We start from the raw sequence: 18966 nt of genomic DNA, 5'->3' as shown, positions 1-18966 counted from the left end.
AGCATGCCGCAGGCGGCGTGATGGGGTGCTTGGCTGGTTTTTGGTTACTTGAAAATTGCTTGGGGGGCATGACATGAGATTCGATAGTGCTAGACAAGCGTGGCACGACGCCTTTGATAGCTCCACAGCTGCATTTGATTATGAAGCCATGGGTGGCAGAAGTACGGTTACCTCAGCTGGGCGAGGGCGAAAAGTTGTAATTTGCGGAGAGGTGCAGGGTAGGGCCAATCAGGTAATTTGCCGAGTGGATGCTCCAAGAGTCAGCGCGAAAGAAACCCCTGGGGCCAGGGACAGCGGCAACCGCATTATGGATGCCTGTGAAAAGGGCTTAATTCAAGATGCAGTTGCCAAGCTGCGAGTGAGTGATCCGTTGGCATACTACTGGGGCATGGCCGCCTACGCCCCGCCAGCCTCAAGAGTCAAAGAGCGAGCGACACTACTGAAATACTTGATGAGTGAGTTCGACAAGTGGCAGGAACCGCACCCGCGAGAAAAGGTTAGCCAGCTGGCGCTATTTTGTATTAATGCGTGTGCGTTGCGCGATGTAAATGGTCGATTAATAGATCTGGGCCATGCGCGGACAATTTTAGGATGTGATAAAAAGCGTTGGGATGGGGAGTGGGTAAAAATTTGGAAACGTTTGCAGCGGCGTTTGGACTCTTTACCCGCAAGAGCTTTAGGGCCTATTTCTGAGATTGTGCAGGAGTACAGAGGGCGGCTTAAAGCCGCTTGTTGACAGCTTTGTCCTGAGTAGGTATAAATTCCCTAGCGTGCAGTTTTTCTGCTTTGCAAAATTAAACCGGCCACTGAGCCGGTTTTTTGTGCCTGAGTGAGCGAGGGCATCGCCCGATAGATTGGCAAGCTATCACAGGGAAAATCAACAGCCGGCTCGGCTGCTGAAAAATGTCTTTAAAAATTGTAGGTCAGGGCAAGGGAAGAAAGGCTGGGTTTCTCTTTGTCCATGTTAAAAATAGTATGCTCTAAGCTAAGGCTCCAGTTGTTGTAGTTCCATCCAGCGGAAATTCCATAGTAAAGATCTTCATCTTGTGTGCCATCTTTGCCAGAGACTTTATAGCCAGTACCCTCAATATCTAATACATTTCCATTGTTATCAGCCCAAACATGTTGAATGTTGAGAGAACTTTTATGTTTCAAATCCGCATCCCACGAGTGAAGCCCTGTGCGAACTCCAGCATAAAAATCTTTGGTTATATCTGTGGTTAGTAACATACCCAGCATTTTTGATTTTAAGCTGAGGATTCTCTCCCTGTTTTCTTCACGGCGGTAGGTGTAGGGGCCAAAATCATAGTCATGTGAATATCCCGTAATGTCAGTGTCACTGCCATTAGCATCCCCTAGATCTGCATACCCAGCTTCAAGGGAGATGAAGTTGTTCAGGCGGTAACCTAAAGCTACGGACCAACCCTTAGGGTTAGAAAGCTCTACACCTAGTGTTTCTTGAGTTTCACGTGAGGAAAAATCTGTGTCTACCTTTCCATAAGAAGATCTAAGATAAAAATTACTTTCCGTTGCCATTACGTTGGATGCAGAAAAGAGGATGGCGGAGGCAAGAATTAGTCTGTTCAAAAAATATCCTTAAATAAATGCAAAAGGGCTGTCTAATTCGAAAGTAGGCGCTGGTAAAACTTCTGTGGTAGTACAGCTGAAACCGCGTAATTTACTGCAGGAAGGTGTCAAGGGATAATTGCTTTAACAGCAGGCAGAACATATCAGCTCCCAATTTTTTTGCGCATAATGCAACAGCCAAGCGCCTCAGTCAAAAATAAATCCAATACCCCAGGTTTGGCTTTCTCCACTTTTCAACATTTAAACACCGAGACACTATGTTCCAGAATGACTACTTCAAAGAGTCGGAATTGGCCTGTCGTTGTTGTGGCAAAAATCATTTCAAAGATGAAACGCTCGATCGGTTAATTCTAGTTAGAGGGCGTTTAGGCAAACCGATGATTATTAATTCCGGTTACCGCTGCCCAGCTCATAACGCCAGATTAAATGCGACCATGACCCATTCCACCGGGCAGGCTGTTGATGTTTCTGTGGCTGTTGGCGGGGCGCATCAGCTTATGAAAATTGCCTTAGAAGAGGGGTTCACCGGTATAGGGGTGAAGCAGAAAGGGCCGGTCAAAAGGCGGTTTATTCATTTGGATGACCTTGATTCAATTCCTGGCGAGCGTGCGCGCCCTACGGTGTGGAGCTACTAATGATTTCCGCTATATCCGACTTATTCGGCAAGGTCATAGACAAGGCATTCCCGGATAAGACAGAAGCCAATCGCCTAAAGGCGCAGGTGGATTCAAAGTTAATCTCAATGGACCTGGAGGAGCTGAGAGCGGCTACCCAGGTAATCACTACAGAAGCTGGGGGAGAGTCATGGCTACAAAGAAACTGGCGGCCAGTAACAATGCTCACATTCGTGGGACTGATCGTCTTTCATTGGCTGGGGTGGACAGCGCCAAACCTCAGCGAGAACCAGACTCTTGCACTTCTGGAAATAGTAAAAATCGGCCTCGGTGGTTATGTCGTGGGGCGCAGCGTTGAGAAGGCAACTATTGCCTGGAAGCAGTCATGACACTTCAGGATGCCCTCAGAGAAATAGCGGATAAGGCTGGCTATATGACTGCCATTGGTGCGGGAACTTTTGCGGGTTGGCTTGCTAACAACTGGCTTGGCCTTGCTGGTGTGCTGATAGCTGCGGTAGGTTTAATGGTTAATTGGTATTACAACCATAAGCGCTTGAAGCTGCAGGAGCAGCAGGGCGGGGACGATGGACGTTAGTGTAAAGCTGGATACTTCAAAGTTTGATCGAGCATCTGCTGAATTGAAAAAGCAATTGCCTTATGCCAGCTCGGTTGCCCTAAATAACGTGGCCTTTCGTATACGGGGAGAAGAGCGCTCAGCTATGGGGCGTGTATTTACAAACCCTGCAAAGTTAACGCTGAACTCTGTATTGGTAAAGAAAGCCACGAAGCGTTCTGGTATTGCCAAAGTCTTTATTCGTGATGAGGCAACCAAGGGGACGCCGCCGAGTAAATACTTAGCGCCAGCCATACTTGGTATTGACCGCAATGTGAAGAGGTTCGAGCGGGCTTTGCGCCATGCGGGCTTACTACCTGCAGGAATGTATGCAATGCATGGTGAAGGGGCTAGGTTGAATAAACACGGCAATATCTCGGGCGGCACTTATAGCAAGATCCTGTCACAAGTGCGGGCCAGCCGTGATCCAACGCAGAACGCAACTAACAGTAAGCGCAGTAAGGCCAAGCGGGGCATCACAAAGGGCTACTTTGTAGGGAAGATTGAAGGCACCTTGGGAGTGTGGCAGAGAGTAGGGTACAAGCGTCGCCGATCCGTTAGGCCCATTCTTATCTTCGTGAAGAAGAAACCAGAATACCGCAAGCGTTTTCCTTTCTTTCGTATTGCCGAAGGTATAGCGCGGCGGCACCTTCCAGTTGAACTAGATAAAGCAATGGATCGAGCAATTGCAACGGCCAAACAACGTTGAACGGGTCCTCCTGAGAAACTCAGCACACGGGTAATTCGGACCCCGCTTTTTTAACAGATATCTGAAATTTCCTAGGGGGTTATACCTTGGCTGGTGATATCTCTCTTGATGATCAGGCCACTCAATCGGGCTTTGCTCGCCTGGTTGGTGCTTCTCAACCGGCTATTGCCAAGCACTACAAAGCTCAGCTTTTTACTGAAGGTGCCAGTTTCAGAGTTTGGCTACAGGAATATTGCGAGCGGTTACGTACAGAAGCGGCAGGCCGTCAGGTTAGTGATGCCCGCAGCCGCCGCGATATGGCTCAGGCGATTGAATCCGAAGTGAATGCACAGCTGAAAATGCGAGAGCTGTATAAGGATGATCAGCTGATTGTCGATATTGAGTCCGTACGTAAGGCGATGGTGGAGTGGTCCACCATTGGCAAGAATGAATTTTTAGGAGCGGTGGAGAGCATCGTTATTGCTATCGAGAGCCAGCATGCAATTACCGTCGACCGCGAACCCCTACAGCCAAACATTGACGCTGCCCTCAAAGCTATTGGCAGTTACGAAATTGAATCTGAAGAGGCTGGTGAAGGAGGTACGCCAAGCCTGGATACCGCAGCCTAAAATCCCGCTGATTGAGTGGTTGCCGGACAATATCAAACTGCCGTCGGAGGATAGCGATAACGCCGGTTATTACCGCAACGACTATGTGCCCTATTTCTGGGGCGTGATGCACGCGCTGGATAATCCGGTGTCGTGGATGGTGGTGATGCAGAAGGCCGCGCAGATCGGTTGGACGGTTCTGCTGGCCACGGATATCTGTAAGGTCGCCGTGACCGACCCGGCCCGTATCCTGATGCTATTTCCCAAGGATGAAAAAGGCCGGCTGTTTATGGATGAAAAGCTGGTGCCGATTATTGAAGGCTCACCAGCAGTGAATCGGGTGATTGATGTCACCACCAGCCGTAAGGGCGGCAGCCGCTCAACGCGGAAGAAATTTCCCGGTGGTGAGGTTCGTACCACAGGCTCTAATTCTGTCTCTAACGTGAAATCCACTACGGCCCGTCGGGGCTATGTAGAGGAGCCTGACGATACCAATAAAGATGTCGGCGATCAGGGCGATTCTATTCGCCACCTGCGCGAACGTATCAAGCGGAACCGCAATAAAAAATTGGTTATTGGTGGTACACCTTCCGTTGCTGATCTTTCCCAGGTAGAGCACTACACCAAGCTCGGCACCATGCGCGTACTGCCGGTGACCTGCCATGACTGCGGCGAGTCCCATGTATTGGATTGGGAAAACGTCCGCTGGCTGAAGAAGGAAGAGGGTATACCGCACCCGGTATTCGGCCTGCATCAGCCTGATACGGCTATCTATGGCTGCCCGGAATGTGGCAGCGAATGGGATGACTACCGCCGCCAGGCCAATATCCTGCAGACCTGCAAAACCGCGCGGGAAAGTGGTGATGATTTTGCCGGCTGGGTCAAAACCCAATGCGGTGAAGATTTTGGGCCCGATGAAATCGAACCGATAGAAACCTTTATGGAGTTATCGGAACTCTATGTGTGTATCCCCGGCACCGGCCTCGCCGATGTGGTGCGGGATTTTCTCGAAGCGGAACACGAAGCCAAAAGCGGCGATGAATCCGCGCGCATCGTCTTCCAGAACAACAAATTGGGCAGGCCCTACCAGTATGCCGCTAGCCGCCTCCTGGACCATGAAAAACTACAAGAGGCCGCAGAGGATTACCCGGAATTATCCTGCCCTGCCGGTGGCCTGTTGGTAACTATTGGTATCGATGTGCAGCACGACCGCTTGGCAATCACCATCCGTGCTTTCGGTCGCAATGAAGAAAGCTGGCAGATGTACTGGGGCGAAATCGACGGCGACACCGCCGACAAGCGCGACGACTGCTGGGCGGCCCTAGACAAGTTGGTATTCCAGCCTTTCGAGCACGAGCGCTTTGGCGAAATCCGCGCAGCGGCAATCAGTATCGACTCCTCCGATGGGGGCACCAGCAACGCGGTCTATCACTGGGTGAGAACCCGAGATAAAAAACACCGCGGCGTGCTGGTGATGGCTATCAAGGGTGACAGTAATGACTTTGGCACCAAGGAGATTTTTACCCAACCCAAGCAGGTCGATTTCAATAACCCTTAGCGCCGCACCAAGGCCGACCGCCATGGGGTTCGGGTTTATATGGTGGGCACCCACAAGGCCAAGGATCTGATCGCCAAGCGTCTGCTCGGCACCAGTGCTTATATGCACAGCTGCAAGCATGTACGCCAGGATTACTGGGAACAAGTTACCGCCGAGGTCAAAGCCCCCAGCAAAAAGCATAAGGGTAGGGAAACCTGGCAGCAGCGCCCCGGCAGGCCCAATGAGGGCACCGATACCGAGGTCTACGCCCTACACGCAGCCCACGCCAAGGGCATGCACAAATACAACGAGAAAAAATGGTCCACCATCGAATCGCAGCTGGGCCAGCGCACCTTGTTTAGCGAGCCCGATCAATCACCGGATCAGCCCAAACCAGCCCCGAGTAAACCACACCGGCTAGCACAGCCGGTTGGCTCCCTACTGGATAGTTAAATGTCAAAAACCGCACAAGCCATGGTCGACCTCTATATCGAGGCCGAGATAGACGTGCTCGCCGGTAAAACCACAGTGATTAACGGCCGCCAATTTACCGCAGAGAACCTGCAGGAAATTCGTGCCGGCCGGCCGGCAGGAGTGGGAGCGCCGCGCACTGCAAGAACAACTCAAGGCTGCCGGCAAACGCCGCGGACCCGCCTACGCGAACTTTTACTAATGAACAAACTGGATTCTGTAATCGGGTTCTTTGCGCCCGAAGCCGCCCTGCGCCGTGTGCAAGCCCGCCGCGCCCTGGAGATCGCCGCCGCCTATGAAGCCGCGCGACCCAGTCGCCTGCGGAAAAATCCCGGTGATAACCGCAGTGGGGATTTAGTCATTGAAGGCAGCGTGGAAACCCTGCGCGGCCAGGCCCGGCACCTGGAGCAAAACCACGATTTTGCCTTTGGCATTCTCACTACCCTGACCAACAACATCGTCGGCCCGCGCGGTATCGATGTGGAGTTCCAACCTAAAACCTGGGATGGCGATATTCACGAAGGTCTCGCCAGCCAAATGAATGAGGCTCACAAGGAATGGGCGCGTCGCCCGGAATGTACCCGGCAGTTCAGCTGGGGCAAATCCCAGCGGCTTTTGTGCAATACCTGGCTGCGCGATGGCGAAACCCTACTGCGGCACCTGCAGGGCACAGTGCCCGGTTTAAAGCACCGTACCAATGTGCCTTACACCATCGAATGCCTGGAACCGGATTTTCTGCCGGTGGATTTCAACGATCCCAGCAAACGCATAGTGCAGGGTATTGAGAAATCCGCCTGGGGCGAAGCCAAGGCCTTCTGGCTCTACGACGAGCACCCCGGAGCCTCATTGAATTGGCGGATGAAACGCAGGCGCCACACTGCCGAAAATATCGAGCACCTGAAATTTGTGCGCAGGCTGCACCAAACCCGAGGGGTTTCCATCTTTGCAGCGGTAATGAATCGCCTTACTGATATTAAAGACTATGAAGAAAACGAACGCGTTGCCGCCAAGATTGCCTCGGCCATGGTGGGTTTTATTCAAAAGGGCAGTCCAGAAGATTACTCGCAGAACGAAGTTGATGATGAAGGAAATCGCACCCTGGATATTCGCGCTGGTGCTATCTACGACGATTTACGCCCTGGGGAATCTGTCGGCACTATCCAGAGCAATCGCCCAAGCGGCTTGCTGACCCCGTTTTTAGAAACCATGCACCGCATGGCTGCCGCCGGTACCATGGCCAGCTTTAGCAGCATCAGTAAAAACTACAACGGTACTTATAGTGCGCAGCGCCAGGAACTGGTGGAGCAGTGGACCAATTACGAAACCCTCAGCCTGGAATTCTGCGAGGAGATTGTAGAGCCGGTTACCCGGCGTTGGGTGCAAATGGGATTACTGGCAGACGCCTTTCAAGTGCCTGCTGATGTCGATCCTGCCACCCTGATGCATGTCGATTTTATTACCCCGGTCATGCCCTGGATTAATCCAGCCCACGAAGCCAGCGCCGATGAAACCCTGCTGGAAAATGTATTGGTCAGCCCACAGCAAACCATTCGCCGCCGTGGCAAAAAGCCGGACGATGTGATCAAGCAAACCGCGGCCTGGCAGAGAAAGCTGGAAGAGAACGGTATCACCACCCCAGACAAACGCGCTGCGGTCCCCGTGCAAGAAACTGAATCCGAGAAGGAGTGACTTATGCCTGATCAATCCTGGTACGACATGAAGGTGCAGGCCAATGGCGTAGCTGAAGTTTTTATTTATGACGAGATCGGAGCCTGGGGAATCCCTGCAAGTGTATTTGCTAGGGATCTACGTGCACTGGGCAGCATCAGCAAGATTAATCTACGTTTTAATTCGCCCGGTGGTAGCGTGTACGACGGTACTGCTATGTATACCTTACTGAAGGAACATCCAGCCGAAATTGAATGCTGGATTGATGGGCTCTGTGCAAGCATGGCAACCATTCTGTTCCTCACAGCAAAGCCTGAAAAAAGGCACATTGCCGCAAACGGCTACTTCATGATCCATAACCCAGCCCGTAGTGCGTCGGGAGATTATCGGGCTATGGAAAAGGCCCGCGATTTACTGGCCAGAGTACGCGATGTGATGGCTCGTGAATATTCTGATGCAACCGGGTTAGATACTGAACAGCTCTTACCATTAATGGATGAGGAGACTTGGTATATCGGCGAGGAAGCGGTAGCTGCAGGTTTTGCCAGTGACACCACCGAAGCAATAGAGATGCAGGCCTACGCCAGCAAATCCTTGGTATCGGCTTTCAAAAACACACCTGAAGCAATCCGCACTCAAAGCGCTGCGGAAGTAACCCACAGCATATTGGTAAATGGTTCAGGGAATTCCTCTGAACTTACCGCTGCTATCTCAAAATATATTTCAGCTTCCAATAATTCATCTACTCAGTCTTCGGTTGCAGGCAACCCAAACCAAACCCATAGCCAGGAGGCGCAAGCCATGACTACAACCACCTCCACTACGCCAGCTGCAACCGCTGCGACCGAGGTTACCCCAGAAATGAAAGCGCAGATTGCCGCCGATGCCAGAGCACAATTTGCAGCGGATGAGAAAAACCGCAAAGACACTATTAAAGCCGTATTTAAAGGCTTCGAAGCGCACAGCACGGTAATGCAATCCTGCCTGGATGATATGGATTGCACCGCTGAAAAAGCCAAAGATAAACTGCTCACAGCTCTGGGTAATCAAACCCCAACCCCGGTGCAAAGCTACAGCGTAGTGGTGCAGGAAGGTGAGGGTATCAAGCGCATCAAGGCAGACGCTGAAAACGCGATTGCTATGCGCGCCTTTGGCGAGAAACGCACAGATGGTAATAGCATGGCCGGCTATACCATGCTGGAAATTGCCCGTATGTTTATGCACGCCCACGGACAGAATTTAGCGGGCCTGGATAAAATGGGCGTGGTTGCCGCAGCGTTTACCCATAGCTCTGGTGACTTCGCGACGGTCCTCGGCAATATCGCCAATAAATCCATGCTGAAGGGCTACTCGGAAGCCCAGGAAGTATTCCCGCAGTTTACCGCCACTGGAAACTTGAGCGATTTCAAGATAGCTACTCGCACGGATCTTGGCACCTTCCCCTCACTGCGCCAAGTGGCACCCGGAGCAGAATTTAAATATGTGAGTATCGGGGAGCGCGCCGAAACCGCTGCACTGGCCACTTACGGGGAACTCTTCTCCATTACTCGCCAGGCGATTATCAATGACGACCTGGGGGCCTTCACTCGAATCCCGCAAAAGATGGGCCTTGCTGCTATTCGCACCGTGGGGGATCTGGTGTTCAGTATCCTGATCAACAATCCCAAGATGGCCGATGGCAAGGCCTTATTCCATACCGACCATGGCAACCTAGCCGAAAAGGCAGGCATCAATACAGCCAGCATCGACGCCGCGCGGGTATTGATGGGTAAACAGAAGGACGGTACCGCTTTCCTAAATATCCGCCCAAAATTCCTGCTGTGTGATATTGCTGACGAGGGTGCCGCAAAGGTTGCTCTGGAGTCAGAGTTTGAAGTGGGTGCTTCCGAGAAATCCAACACTGTACCCAACAGCGTGCGCAATATTGCCAGCGTGATCTCCGATGGTCGCCTCAGCGGGCACAATGGTTGGTACCTCAATGCCGACCCGGTAGCGCACGACACCATCGAAGTGCTTTACCTGGATGGCCAGCAAGCCCCAGTGCTGGAACAGCAAAACGGCTGGAATATCGACGGGGTAGAATTCAAAGTACCCTTGGATGCTGCTGCCAAAGCCTGGGACGCAAAAGGCATGGTGAAAACGCCCAAGACCTAATACCCAGCTCAAACTGAACCAAATCTTAAAGAATCCGAAAAAGGCCGCACATCGCGGCCTTTTTGCTTTCAGTAATTTACTCAATTGAGAGAAAGAGAATGGCTTCCAATTTTGTACAAGACGGGCGCATGCTGAATTACACAAATAGCACTAGCGCGGTAATTACCTCTGGCCAGGTGCTAGCAGTAGGCGCAGTACTGGGTGTGGCGATGGATAATATCGCCGTGGGTGAGTCCGGTGTGATCGCTATTAAAGGTGTGTTTAGTGTACCCAAGGTATCCGCCGCAGAGATCAGTCAGGGGGAAACCCTCACCTGGGATATCTCTGCAGCAGCCTTTGACGATAGCGCCGCAACAGCCGCAACCGGCGATATCACTGGCCCCACCGCCTTTGCCGTAGAGGCAGCCGGTAATGGCGTTTCCAGCCTAGCGGTTAAGTTTACCGGCGTGCCGGGTACCGTGAAGGCCTAGGTGAAGCATGGATCTGGACCAACGAGCCGCAGAGCGCGCGTTCCGCAAGTGGGGTAAGCCCGCTACCTATACAGACGATAGTGGTGCTGAGCCTATAGATTGCCGAGTGATAAAAGATCAAGAGATCGACGAGTTCGAAGATGAGGAACGTGTGCGGGTGCCGCGTATCGAATTGAGTCTGTTGGTGAGCGAAGTAGGGGTTTACAGCTCAGAGGCGGTGATTACGCTTGGTGGTGTGGAGTATTTAGTACGCAAGCGGCTTTCGGATGATGGAATTGTTTGGCGGGTGCTGGTGGATGGTTAAAGAACAAATGTGAGGCTACCCACTGGGGGCACAGAGGTGTTGTAAGGGTATAACTTATTGATTTTTCTGAGGTCTCCAATATGATTCAATGTATAAAGTAACTACATAATAGTTTCTTTAAATTTAATGTAATGAAAAAAGGATAAGAATGAAAAAGAATACTGCGCAATACTTGACTCTAATAGGTATAGCGTTTGCTCTTTCTGTGCCTACAGTCATGGCGGATGAGAAAAAAGAAAAAAAAGATGAGCAATTTAAAGAGTGCTTTGCAGCGAGACTTTGGAGTGTCTCTGGCAGGTCTTTAAATAACGGCGAACTGCCTGAAAAAACAGTTAAAGTGCCGGAGGGCTGGAAGGTAGTAGCGGGAGGTGGAGGAGCAAGTGGGGCACGAAATGAAGCTTTTATGATCCTTTGTCGCTAATAGGAAACAGTAGAAAAAAATCCTTGCTGTGAATTTTTCTTTTGAAGAATGATAGCTTTGTATGGCAGGTACGGGTGATGGGTAATCCAAACTGCCGGATTGGCGATTTTTGTGGCAATACTTTACAAATTGAACAGCTGGTAGTGATGAGGCAATAACCTCCAAAATATTCCTCCCCGCTTGTGTGGTAATGCCCGCAGAGGTAGGGTTACAGTATCGCCCGTTACTCGCCTATTGAGTAGCGCTTAAAAACCCCACTAGCTCGCGCTGGTGGGGTTTTTTATTGCCTGTGGTATCGGGCTGTATAGAAAAACATATTTTTGGAGTGATTAAACGGAGATTGGAGTAGGGGTAGCCTAACCTTAGGCTGAAGAGCTTGACAGCTCTTACAGGGTTGGTGGTCACTGAGGGTACTAAAACTCTATCAGCGGTTTCCGCACCCGTTAGACTCTGCGGTTTTTTTGTGCCTGTAATTTGGCACGCCTAGCCTTATGGCCGGGTCGAGAGGCGTAATACAAGACCCTTATGGGAAATAGGCCCGGAGCTTCTGATAGAGCTCTAGTTGAGACCCGGCTGCCAGCTACTAACTGGCAGTCGCAAGAAACTAAAATCTAACAGGAGGCCGCCATGGCCGATTCCTAATTAATCTCTAAGATTGATAACTCTCACTGTGCGCTACAGCCGGCTCATGTCCAGCAGTTACGCGATTTGCAGTATTTAAACATGGCTCGCCAGCGCATTCAGGAATGGCCCGATTCCCCAGTAAAAAACGCCGCACTCAATGCCCTCTGTGGCGAAGAGAGCGCGGAGCTGGATGGATTGACTTTTGCAGCCGAACAACTGGTTCGCGGGCAGAATACTGAACATTAACAAGGAGAGTGGTATGAATAACGTAATTCCATTTGGTTTCAAAAATCGTCAGCTTCGTGTACTTGAAGAGGATGGTGAATTTTGGTTTGTAGCGAAGGATGTAGCAGAGGTTCTCAACTACTCTGACGCTCATAAGATGACGAGTAAACTGGATGACGACGAAAAGTCAAACCGCCAGATCGGCGGTTTGGGAGCTCCTAGGGGGGCGTGGCATTACAGTTATTAACGAGTCCGGTTTGTACTCGGTGATTTTAACAAGTCAGAAAACAGAAGCTAAAGCATTCAAACGCTGGGTGACACATGAGGTCTTGCCCAGTATTCGAAAAACGGGTCAGTACAGCCATCAACAACCTAGTGGCTATCCAGAGCTGGAAATTGCAGAGTGCGCCGCCCGAATGCTACGGATGAGTGATAGCAGCAAGGTTCGTATGCTCAGTACCATTTGCACCGAGCGGGGTGTTAGTGACCGCTTCCTGCCGGACTACGTTCAGGAGGCGCCCGTGAAGGCCCACAGCGACTTATTGAAGGAGCACGGGGCATCGTTATCAGCCCGTGCCGTTAACCCAATCCTAATAAGTATGGGTTATCTGGAGGAGTTGCAGCGACGTTCCAGCAGAGGGGGGATCAAGAAGTTTAAGTCACTTACTCAGGCCGGATTACGCTTTGGCAGGAATGAAACCTGCCCAAGGAACCCTAGAGAGACTCAGCCCCTGTACTACGTCGAGACCTTCCCGGAATTACTGGATCAGATAAATGCTTGGAAAAACGCCGCCTGATTGATGGCACTCTATTCCGATAAGTAGGTCTGTGGTTTTATGGCGGCCATGAGCGTGAATACAACACCGAAAGGAAATAGCACTCGTCCACTTTTCATTCTCCTTTGGATGTTCAATGGCTGCCGCCTTTTAAAGTGAGGTCGGCGCTTACAGCTCTGAAGCGGTGATTACGCTTGGTGGTGTAGCCTATACCGTGCACAAGCGGTTGTCGGATGATGAGGTTGTTTGGCGGGTGTTGGTTGAAGTAATGACTTGAAAATCGGAGAATTGTCAATTATTTGTTTTTCTAGTTTTATTTAAATATGATTCCAAATCTATCGAAAAATTTTGGTGAGTTTGGCAGTAGTATTGTTCGTGACTCAAATATATTTTCAGAAGGGTATTGAGTAGGGGATATGTTTAATTTTAAGGCAAATGTAGTAGTGCTGTTGTTGCTTAGTTTTATTTCACCAGCATCACTATCGTTCGAGTTTACTATTGTTACACACAATATCTGGGACTCATTAGCAACAAGCTATGATATAACGACCAAAAAGGACAATGGCCTATTGAACTGTAGTGAAAGTGCTGAGAAAGAATTTGATGAGCGGTTTCAGACATATTTGGCTCAATTGGATGAGGTAATAGATAGAGAAAAACCATTCATTATTGGCTTTCAAGAGGCAATGAATAGGACTAAATATGTCTGTGATAAGCCTTTTATTCAAGAGGTAGATGAATATTTCTCTCCCAATGTGGTAAATCGTTTTTATGGTTTGGTTTCCAAAAGCTCTTATGGTGATAAAAATGGAGGGTTTAGCGCCCGAACTGGGCCTAGTGGTATTGTTGGTATTTACAAAGGTGAGGCTGTAGTTACTAATGTTAAAATTGAAGATGAAAAGTACTTAGAGCTTACAGGTGCAGAGGGCACCGATACAGGAGCTATAGCTCTATTTCACGATTTTGGTGATGGAAAAAACATCTGGTTCGTCACAGCGCACTTTGTTTGGGCTAATGGTGATGTTCAGAAAAGCCTAATAGATGCGAAGGATATGATTCGGCAGTTTAAGGCTGAATTTATAGAAAAACCGGCACCAGTTATATTTGTTGGTGATTTCAATATCGATTACCAGATAAATGACCAATATAATAAACTCATTGAGGAGTTTGAAAAAGAGTTCCCTGGAGTCGTGGATATAACTCAACACATTGCGAATACTAAACACAACGCTTCAAAAAATAGTCCTGAAAAGATAGATTACATATTTTACTATTCACCTGAGGGAAAGATTAAGCCGAAAGTAGATCAAGTGGTTGTTGGGGGGGAATTTCTATCCACTTTCAATGTGCCAGCTGCATACACAGAAGAAGCAATTTGTGTGATGGAGAAATGTACACCTGATCACAAAATGATCTGGGCAAACTTTGAATGGATAGATTGAAAGTACCAGTTAAGTTTCTTGTTGTTATCAATTTATAAGTAGTTAATGGAGTTTAAAACTAAATGAAGAAATTTATGTTAGGTGTCGTAGTCTACATGATGACAATGACAGTTTGGGCTGCCGGTTCTGGACTAGTTGGACCTGCGACAATTAAAACTATGTATGTCAATGGGGGCTGGACACAAGTTAGAGCTCCAGAACTTGACGCCTCAAATCACCCTGGTGAGGAAGCTGCCTATAATCCAAGTGGGTGTGAAAAAACTTACTATTTTGCTATCCACCCAACAGATGATAATTACGCAGCAATTCATTCAACTTTATTGTCCGCGCAAATGACGGGAAAAAAAGTTAGCTTTTGGTTAGATGGCTGCGGTGGACAAGATGGAGCCTACCCGCGTATACGTAGTGTTTGGCTATTCACCGACTAGTCAATAAATCTACATTTTGATTGCAGAGATTCATTAAAGTATAGGTGGCCATCACGAGCTTCCTAGTGCGAGTGGGCTCTGCCGTATTGTAAATATGAAAACCCGCATCAGCGGGTTTTTTTTATGCCCCAAATTCCTGGAGCACATACCAATGACCCAACGCATCACCATCCGCGATGCCGTTTTAAGCAAGCTGCAAACTCTATCCAGCTACACATTTCCACCCCCTGGCACCACAGAAGAAATCGATCCAGAAAAACTGCCGGCGATTGTGGTGGATTTTTCCACCGAAAACACGGACCACGAAATGTATGGCGGTTCAGATCGGCAACTGGATTTAACTGTTGCCGCCGTAGTGAAGAGTCGCGGCGATGTCTATGCCGCACTGGATCAAGCCGCTGAAGAGATCGAGCATGCACTACAGGATGCCACTTTAGATAACACCTGTGACTTATTCCTACTCAGCCAAACCCAGTTTGCCCTGGATCAGGATCACCCACTGGGCGAGGTTCGATTGATCTATAGGGCCCAGTATTCCACCGAACCCTCAGCCCTTTAACTCAACAATTCAATAAGGTCTTAGCTATGGCACAAGGTTATAAAACAAAATTTTCCCGCAGCGATGATGGCACTTCCTATACACCAGTGGCGGGCATGCTGGATATCGACCCCGGTGAGGAATCGCGCGGTTCAGTTGAAATGACGCCGATTGATGGCACCAGTGGCTATATGGACTATGACCCCTCCGGCTTACGCGATGCCGGCGAGGTTTCAATTACTTTGATCTGGAAAGAGACAGATAGCGGCCAGCAGGCACTGCGGGCAGATTACGACTCCGATACCAATAAGTATTACCAGATTGAATATCCTGAAGGTACCAAGGTGGAATTCACCGGCCATATTACCGGCTGGGGTAAGGCTGTGCCCAAGGATGACAAGATTACCCGCACCGTGAAGTTCAAAATCTCTGGTAAACCCACAGTAACCGCAGGCAGCTAACAATGAATTTGGTTCCTACTCCTATTTTAGAATCCGAAACCGTTGTATTTGGCCAGCAGGAAGTGGAGTTGTTTGAGCTGAGCGCCTACCACCGCTGTGAATATCTGCAGAAGACTACCGAAGATATTCCATTGCCGCAGGATGAAGAGTTACCGGAAACTGAGCTGGAAAACTTTGGCCAGCTTTGGGCGTTTCGTGCTGGGGAGGTGAGCAAAAAATTGCTGTTGGTAGCCTATGCCATCTGGATGAAGCCGGATTGCCAGGCATCACTGGAGCAGATCCATCAGGGCTTAATCCGCAGCGTTACTCCTAAGTTGTACGCGCAACGGTAACGCAAACTACCGAACCTGCATCCATTGAGGCCAAAGCCGCCGCCGTTTTAAAATGCACCATCGCGGTTATTGATGACCAAAACAAAGTACAGATTGACGGCGCTGGTGACGAAATGAGTAGCGTGTATGTAACGACCAAAATCCTGCAGACTGATGCGGGGCAGGCCATCAATGTTGCCGACCATGCCGCCGATCTTGTAGCCGACTGTATTGTTGAAGTGGCGAACCGCCTAGCTGTACATAGCTCGATTGCGGCTATGGCGATTCCTAGTGGGTGAGTGAGAGGTGGTAAAGACCGTACCGGCAAAGACGGCCAGCTCGCGCGCTATGTCGCAGACCCAGGCTACTGGCAATTCCTCCCAGCAAAAGTGGCTCTGAATAAAGCGGACGGGTTGCTGTATGTAAAAGCCAGCAGCGGCTGGCAGATCGCCAACCGCCCGTCTGCACTGCCGCAGATTACTGGCGACACAAGCAGCGATTTGGTTGGGGTGGTTGGGCAGATGTTAAGCGCATTGAATGGGGTGTTTTGGGATAATCAGGTGAGTTAGGCAGTATCTGAGTGAATGCAGAAAAGAAGAGGGGGTTTGTGAAGGCTAGTGGTGAAATGCCAACCCCTTTATATAAAGGGGTTGGCAAAACGGTATTAATTCAATTTATAAACTACTTGCAAGTAGTGTGTTTGCGTTTGCCAGCATAGGCAGGTTTAACCTCGCATAGCTGTCCATTATATGGAAGCCTAACTTTATTAGAGCTAGGCAACAGTGGAACATAAATAGTGCATCTGGTGTTTGTGTTCCAGATGTATCCATCTTGTACTTTTCCACCCCACATGTCGATTTCTTTTGTTGTGCACTGTTTAGGGGTGACAACGGTGCCTGTGTGCCAAATAGGTGTCATATCTGCCTTGTAGATTACAAGGTTACCGTCGTTTTGTAATACAAGTTTTGAGTTTTTGTTATTGAAGCTTGCTCTTTTGAAGGTAGACCAAATAGGGCCATTGTTAGAGCTATAGACTACAAAGTTGCCATCTGAAGCTTGCATTACTGCTTTTATCCCAGTGTTGCCAGTTTTACTTCCTCTCCAGTTATCACTTCCATGAACCATGGAGGACCATACAAATGATGACTCTTGACGTAATTGTAAGCTTCCGTTACTTGCTAAGAGAAGTTCATGCTTTCCATTACTAGATACTAATTTATCACCTGGATAAAGATACTCGCCGCCGTAAAGAGTGTCTTTTGCGTGGGCTTGTCCGCACAGAGCAAAAAAGGTGGAGAGAATAAATGCAGAAATTCTTTTCATTGAGTTACATCCATTAACAGCTTTTTGATTTGCCAAGTTACTTTAAGATCATTTTGGCGCACGGGAATCTACGCGATAGAATTTTTTTAGTAAAGCCCTAAGCACATTTATTTTTCGTAAATGAGCTTTAGCTGAAATTTGAGCATGGCGATTTTTTCTGCCGTAGTTATCATGCCAAGTGGATGTCACTATGGGAGTTGTGGGTTCAGCAGGAGCCACTTGTTTGTCTCTCCCTGGCTCCGGTAACCTTCAGTAATGAAAAGGCCTGTACCGTCGTGTCCGGCTTGTGGATGGATCCCTATACCCGCCAGTTTTTCCAACAGGCTTCGGACCTGGATGTTGAACATATTGTCCCACTTTCATGGGCCCACAAGCACGGCGGTGCCAATTGGACTCGCGAACAGCGCCGCGCCTTTGCCGAAGACCCGGCCAACCTCTGGCTGGTGGATGATGGCCACAACCAGAGCAAGGGCGATAAAGGTCCCGATGAATGGTTGCCACCCTATCAGCCCGCTCGCGCTATTTATGCCCAACAGTTTAAGCTCATTGCGGAGAGTTATGGGTTGAAGTGAATAATTAAATTATTTTAATTTTGGCTGTCGCCAAGTGTGCCGGTAGTTGTGGGAACCTTTGAAGTACTTAACCTGTATCTCTAGGTTACATTGTGGTATGGATAAGGGCTCTATTGGGTATCGATATTGTTACTCAAGCAAATTGGAAGCATTAATTGCCATTGATATATGGTGGTTAAAAATCAAACCTACAGAAAGGATTCACTAGGTAGTATGGCTGGACATTACTTATTAAGGCAGCCCCATGAAAAGACCTCTGTAATAACAGAAGGGGGTTTGAATTACACTATTCAGATTAGCTATCATGATGTAGCTGGCATTACCGGAAAAGCGGTGGGAATCAAGTTTACAAATGCTAGTGGAAGTATGGATTCTTCAGTGACGGGCAAAACCAATGGACTATCTTTGGCCAGGGCCATTGGAAACCGAGCGACAGAAATGATCCTGCCGGATTTGCCTGGCATTTCTATTGTAGGCTTTTATCTTTTGACTGATGATCTGGGTAGGCATAAAGCCAATGCAATTCATATAAAAAATCGTGCATATGGACATGGTGCAAGGGAGATTTATAAACATCTCAAACACAAACTCCCGCATTTTATTGCTCTTCATACCGATGGTGGTATTGGGTGGTTTATGAGCGACGTGAAAATTTCAGAAATAGATCAATACCGAATTTTTGAGCAAGAACTTGCGAAACCTTTGGAGGTCTTGCCATGTTAATCAAAGCTGATGATGACCAGTACTTTGTTCTTCCTGACGATATTGCTGAGTCAATAATATCTGACCCTACCATTGATCCCGCAATGGAGGGCGTACCCGATTTCACAGCCCAGGATGTCAATATATTGGTGCATTCTAGTCTGGGTTACATGATGGATGACAAGCTCTCGCTGGAAGAAAATTTTCAGATGATTCGCGAGGATTTCTCAGGTCGCCGACAAGCATCAGAAGAGAACCGATTAAAGGCCAGGCAGCTCATCGAAAAATACAATAATGAAATCACCATAAATCAAATTGGTGTTTGTAACGTTGAGGACGTTATTCAGACAAAAGAAGAGCAGGAAGCTATTCTGAGGGAGCGATACCCCGAATTTGGCAAGTTGCCAATTAAGAATGAAGACTAATTCT

Annotated in this window: 26 protein-coding genes and 1 pseudogene; 25 read left to right on the top strand and 2 right to left on the bottom strand. The window is 49.0% G+C overall.

Going from position 1 to position 18966, the window contains the following annotated elements:
• Positions 1-73: 73 nt before the first annotated feature.
• Positions 74-736: a hypothetical protein gene (locus ACJJIJ_RS09865; RefSeq protein WP_444939441.1), complete on the top strand. Its 663-nt coding sequence runs from the start codon at positions 74-76 to the stop codon at positions 734-736.
• A gap of 173 nt (positions 737-909) precedes the next feature.
• Here ACJJIJ_RS09865 and ACJJIJ_RS09860 read toward each other — a convergent pair whose 3' ends face one another.
• Positions 910-1587 carry an outer membrane beta-barrel protein gene (locus ACJJIJ_RS09860; protein WP_444939440.1) on the bottom strand — a complete coding sequence of 226 codons (678 nt, stop codon included), beginning with the start codon at positions 1585-1587 and terminating at the stop codon, positions 910-912.
• A 257-nt stretch (positions 1588-1844) separates the two neighbouring features.
• On the opposite strand from ACJJIJ_RS09860, the gene ACJJIJ_RS09855 reads away from it, so the two are divergent.
• The 21 genes and pseudogenes from ACJJIJ_RS09855 (at position 1845) to ACJJIJ_RS09755 (ending at position 16509) form a co-directional block, all read left to right on the top strand.
• Entirely contained in the window at positions 1845-2222 is a 378-nt protein-coding gene (locus tag ACJJIJ_RS09855) for a D-Ala-D-Ala carboxypeptidase family metallohydrolase (RefSeq protein ID WP_444939439.1), read from the top strand.
• On the top strand, positions 2222-2590 hold the full coding sequence (locus ACJJIJ_RS09850; RefSeq protein WP_444939438.1) for a 3TM-type holin: 369 nt from the start codon (positions 2222-2224) through the stop codon (positions 2588-2590). Before ACJJIJ_RS09855 ends, ACJJIJ_RS09850 begins: the two co-directional genes overlap by 1 nt.
• Entirely contained in the window at positions 2587-2796 is a 210-nt protein-coding gene (locus ACJJIJ_RS09845) for a holin (protein WP_444939437.1), read from the top strand. The genes ACJJIJ_RS09850 and ACJJIJ_RS09845 overlap by 4 nt, the downstream gene beginning before the upstream one ends.
• Positions 2786-3523: a hypothetical protein gene (locus tag ACJJIJ_RS09840; RefSeq protein WP_444939436.1), complete on the top strand. Its 738-nt coding sequence runs from the start codon at positions 2786-2788 to the stop codon at positions 3521-3523. Before ACJJIJ_RS09845 ends, ACJJIJ_RS09840 begins: the two co-directional genes overlap by 11 nt.
• An 86-nt stretch (positions 3524-3609) precedes the next feature.
• Positions 3610-4131, top strand: a complete 522-nt coding sequence (locus ACJJIJ_RS09835; protein ID WP_444939435.1) for a hypothetical protein — start codon at positions 3610-3612, stop codon at positions 4129-4131.
• A pseudogene (locus ACJJIJ_RS09830) lies at positions 4094-6100 on the top strand (terminase gpA endonuclease subunit). Before ACJJIJ_RS09835 ends, ACJJIJ_RS09830 begins: the two are co-directional and overlap by 38 nt.
• Positions 6101-7807 (top strand): phage portal protein, encoded by a 1707-nt coding sequence (locus tag ACJJIJ_RS09825; protein ID WP_444939434.1) that lies wholly within the window; start codon positions 6101-6103, stop codon positions 7805-7807. It abuts the pseudogene before it with no gap.
• Between the two features lie 3 nt (positions 7808-7810).
• On the top strand, positions 7811-9940 hold the full coding sequence (locus ACJJIJ_RS09820) for a ClpP-like prohead protease/major capsid protein fusion protein (RefSeq protein ID WP_444939433.1): 2130 nt from the start codon (positions 7811-7813) through the stop codon (positions 9938-9940).
• Between the two features lie 98 nt (positions 9941-10038).
• Entirely contained in the window at positions 10039-10410 is a 372-nt protein-coding gene (locus ACJJIJ_RS09815) for a capsid cement protein (protein WP_444939432.1), read from the top strand.
• 7 nt (positions 10411-10417) lie between these two features.
• Entirely contained in the window at positions 10418-10714 is a 297-nt protein-coding gene (locus tag ACJJIJ_RS09810) for a head-tail joining protein (protein WP_444939431.1), read from the top strand.
• A 148-nt stretch (positions 10715-10862) separates the two neighbouring features.
• A complete protein-coding gene (locus ACJJIJ_RS09805) occupies positions 10863-11135 on the top strand; it encodes a hypothetical protein (RefSeq protein ID WP_143732435.1) in 273 nt (90 codons plus the stop codon).
• 723 nt (positions 11136-11858) lie between these two features.
• Positions 11859-12005, top strand: a complete 147-nt coding sequence (locus ACJJIJ_RS09800; RefSeq protein WP_444939430.1) for a hypothetical protein — start codon at positions 11859-11861, stop codon at positions 12003-12005.
• A 13-nt stretch (positions 12006-12018) separates the two neighbouring features.
• Positions 12019-12231, top strand: coding sequence for a BRO-N domain-containing protein (locus tag ACJJIJ_RS09795; RefSeq protein WP_444939429.1), 213 nt, complete (start codon positions 12019-12021; stop codon positions 12229-12231).
• A gap of 19 nt (positions 12232-12250) precedes the next feature.
• The gene (locus ACJJIJ_RS09790) at positions 12251-12781 is read left to right on the top strand and encodes a BRO-N domain-containing protein (RefSeq protein ID WP_444939428.1); all 531 of its coding nucleotides are present in this window, start codon (positions 12251-12253) and stop codon (positions 12779-12781) included.
• Between the two features lie 395 nt (positions 12782-13176).
• Positions 13177-14202: an endonuclease/exonuclease/phosphatase family protein gene (locus ACJJIJ_RS09785; RefSeq protein WP_444939427.1), complete on the top strand. Its 1026-nt coding sequence runs from the start codon at positions 13177-13179 to the stop codon at positions 14200-14202.
• Between the two features lie 62 nt (positions 14203-14264).
• On the top strand, positions 14265-14630 hold the full coding sequence (locus ACJJIJ_RS09780; protein WP_143732432.1) for a hypothetical protein: 366 nt from the start codon (positions 14265-14267) through the stop codon (positions 14628-14630).
• A 151-nt stretch (positions 14631-14781) separates the two neighbouring features.
• Positions 14782-15189 (top strand): phage tail terminator protein, encoded by a 408-nt coding sequence (gpU, locus tag ACJJIJ_RS09775; protein ID WP_444939426.1) that lies wholly within the window; start codon positions 14782-14784, stop codon positions 15187-15189.
• Positions 15190-15215: 26 nt separating this feature from the next.
• Complete coding sequence (locus ACJJIJ_RS09770) at positions 15216-15629, top strand: phage tail tube protein (RefSeq protein ID WP_444886477.1); 414 nt, start codon at positions 15216-15218, stop codon at positions 15627-15629.
• 2 nt (positions 15630-15631) lie between these two features.
• Complete coding sequence (locus ACJJIJ_RS09765) at positions 15632-15961, top strand: phage minor tail protein domain-containing protein (RefSeq protein WP_444939425.1); 330 nt, start codon at positions 15632-15634, stop codon at positions 15959-15961.
• 113 nt (positions 15962-16074) lie between these two features.
• Positions 16075-16239 (top strand): hypothetical protein, encoded by a 165-nt coding sequence (locus tag ACJJIJ_RS09760; RefSeq protein WP_444939424.1) that lies wholly within the window; start codon positions 16075-16077, stop codon positions 16237-16239.
• Positions 16240-16509 carry a hypothetical protein gene (locus tag ACJJIJ_RS09755; RefSeq protein WP_444939423.1) on the top strand — a complete coding sequence of 90 codons (270 nt, stop codon included), beginning with the start codon at positions 16240-16242 and terminating at the stop codon, positions 16507-16509.
• Positions 16510-16621: 112 nt separating this feature from the next.
• On the opposite strand, the gene ACJJIJ_RS09750 is transcribed toward ACJJIJ_RS09755, so the two are convergent.
• Positions 16622-17263, bottom strand: a complete 642-nt coding sequence (locus tag ACJJIJ_RS09750) for a hypothetical protein (protein WP_444939422.1) — start codon at positions 17261-17263, stop codon at positions 16622-16624.
• A gap of 182 nt (positions 17264-17445) precedes the next feature.
• Between ACJJIJ_RS09750 and ACJJIJ_RS09745 the strand changes: the two genes are divergently transcribed.
• The 3 genes from ACJJIJ_RS09745 (at position 17446) to ACJJIJ_RS09735 (ending at position 18962) form a co-directional block, all read left to right on the top strand.
• On the top strand, positions 17446-17835 hold the full coding sequence (locus tag ACJJIJ_RS09745) for an HNH endonuclease family protein (RefSeq protein ID WP_444939421.1): 390 nt from the start codon (positions 17446-17448) through the stop codon (positions 17833-17835).
• A gap of 213 nt (positions 17836-18048) precedes the next feature.
• The gene (locus tag ACJJIJ_RS09740; protein ID WP_444939420.1) at positions 18049-18558 is read left to right on the top strand and encodes a hypothetical protein; all 510 of its coding nucleotides are present in this window, start codon (positions 18049-18051) and stop codon (positions 18556-18558) included.
• A complete protein-coding gene (locus ACJJIJ_RS09735) occupies positions 18552-18962 on the top strand; it encodes a hypothetical protein (protein ID WP_444939419.1) in 411 nt (136 codons plus the stop codon). Before ACJJIJ_RS09740 ends, ACJJIJ_RS09735 begins: the two co-directional genes overlap by 7 nt.
• Positions 18963-18966 lie beyond the last annotated feature (4 nt).

The organism is Microbulbifer mixtoriginis (SeqCode) (genome assembly GCF_052467945.1).
The sequence above is the reverse complement of the archived record's forward strand: the minus strand, read 5'-3'. Positions and strand labels throughout refer to the sequence as shown.

Excerpts from the sequence above, each read along its gene's own strand:
- ACJJIJ_RS09865 (WP_444939441.1), top strand. The coding sequence starts at position 74 with ATGAGATTCGATAGTGCTAGACAAGCGTGGCACGACGCCTTTGATAGC.
- ACJJIJ_RS09850 (WP_444939438.1), top strand. The coding sequence starts at position 2,222 with ATGATTTCCGCTATATCCGACTTATTCGGCAAGGTCATAGACAAGGCA.
- ACJJIJ_RS09820 (WP_444939433.1), top strand. The coding sequence starts at position 7,811 with ATGCCTGATCAATCCTGGTACGACATGAAGGTGCAGGCCAATGGCGTA.
- ACJJIJ_RS09740 (WP_444939420.1), top strand. The coding sequence starts at position 18,049 with ATGGCTGGACATTACTTATTAAGGCAGCCCCATGAAAAGACCTCTGTA.
- ACJJIJ_RS09855 (WP_444939439.1), top strand. The coding sequence starts at position 1,845 with ATGTTCCAGAATGACTACTTCAAAGAGTCGGAATTGGCCTGTCGTTGT.
- ACJJIJ_RS09800 (WP_444939430.1), top strand. The coding sequence starts at position 11,859 with ATGGCTCGCCAGCGCATTCAGGAATGGCCCGATTCCCCAGTAAAAAAC.
- ACJJIJ_RS09805 (WP_143732435.1), top strand. The coding sequence starts at position 10,863 with ATGAAAAAGAATACTGCGCAATACTTGACTCTAATAGGTATAGCGTTT.
- ACJJIJ_RS09815 (WP_444939432.1), top strand. The coding sequence starts at position 10,039 with ATGGCTTCCAATTTTGTACAAGACGGGCGCATGCTGAATTACACAAAT.
- ACJJIJ_RS09840 (WP_444939436.1), top strand. The coding sequence starts at position 2,786 with ATGGACGTTAGTGTAAAGCTGGATACTTCAAAGTTTGATCGAGCATCT.
- ACJJIJ_RS09745 (WP_444939421.1), top strand. The coding sequence starts at position 17,446 with ATGTCACTATGGGAGTTGTGGGTTCAGCAGGAGCCACTTGTTTGTCTC.
- ACJJIJ_RS09825 (WP_444939434.1), top strand. The coding sequence starts at position 6,101 with ATGTCAAAAACCGCACAAGCCATGGTCGACCTCTATATCGAGGCCGAG.
- ACJJIJ_RS09845 (WP_444939437.1), top strand. The coding sequence starts at position 2,587 with ATGACACTTCAGGATGCCCTCAGAGAAATAGCGGATAAGGCTGGCTAT.
- ACJJIJ_RS09735 (WP_444939419.1), top strand. The coding sequence starts at position 18,552 with ATGTTAATCAAAGCTGATGATGACCAGTACTTTGTTCTTCCTGACGAT.
- ACJJIJ_RS09765 (WP_444939425.1), top strand. The coding sequence starts at position 15,632 with ATGAATTTGGTTCCTACTCCTATTTTAGAATCCGAAACCGTTGTATTT.
- ACJJIJ_RS09785 (WP_444939427.1), top strand. The coding sequence starts at position 13,177 with ATGTTTAATTTTAAGGCAAATGTAGTAGTGCTGTTGTTGCTTAGTTTT.
- ACJJIJ_RS09780 (WP_143732432.1), top strand. The coding sequence starts at position 14,265 with ATGAAGAAATTTATGTTAGGTGTCGTAGTCTACATGATGACAATGACA.
- gpU (WP_444939426.1), top strand. The coding sequence starts at position 14,782 with ATGACCCAACGCATCACCATCCGCGATGCCGTTTTAAGCAAGCTGCAA.
- ACJJIJ_RS09750 (WP_444939422.1), bottom strand. The coding sequence starts at position 17,263 with ATGAAAAGAATTTCTGCATTTATTCTCTCCACCTTTTTTGCTCTGTGC.
- ACJJIJ_RS09760 (WP_444939424.1), top strand. The coding sequence starts at position 16,075 with ATGAGTAGCGTGTATGTAACGACCAAAATCCTGCAGACTGATGCGGGG.
- ACJJIJ_RS09770 (WP_444886477.1), top strand. The coding sequence starts at position 15,216 with ATGGCACAAGGTTATAAAACAAAATTTTCCCGCAGCGATGATGGCACT.
- ACJJIJ_RS09795 (WP_444939429.1), top strand. The coding sequence starts at position 12,019 with ATGAATAACGTAATTCCATTTGGTTTCAAAAATCGTCAGCTTCGTGTA.
- ACJJIJ_RS09810 (WP_444939431.1), top strand. The coding sequence starts at position 10,418 with ATGGATCTGGACCAACGAGCCGCAGAGCGCGCGTTCCGCAAGTGGGGT.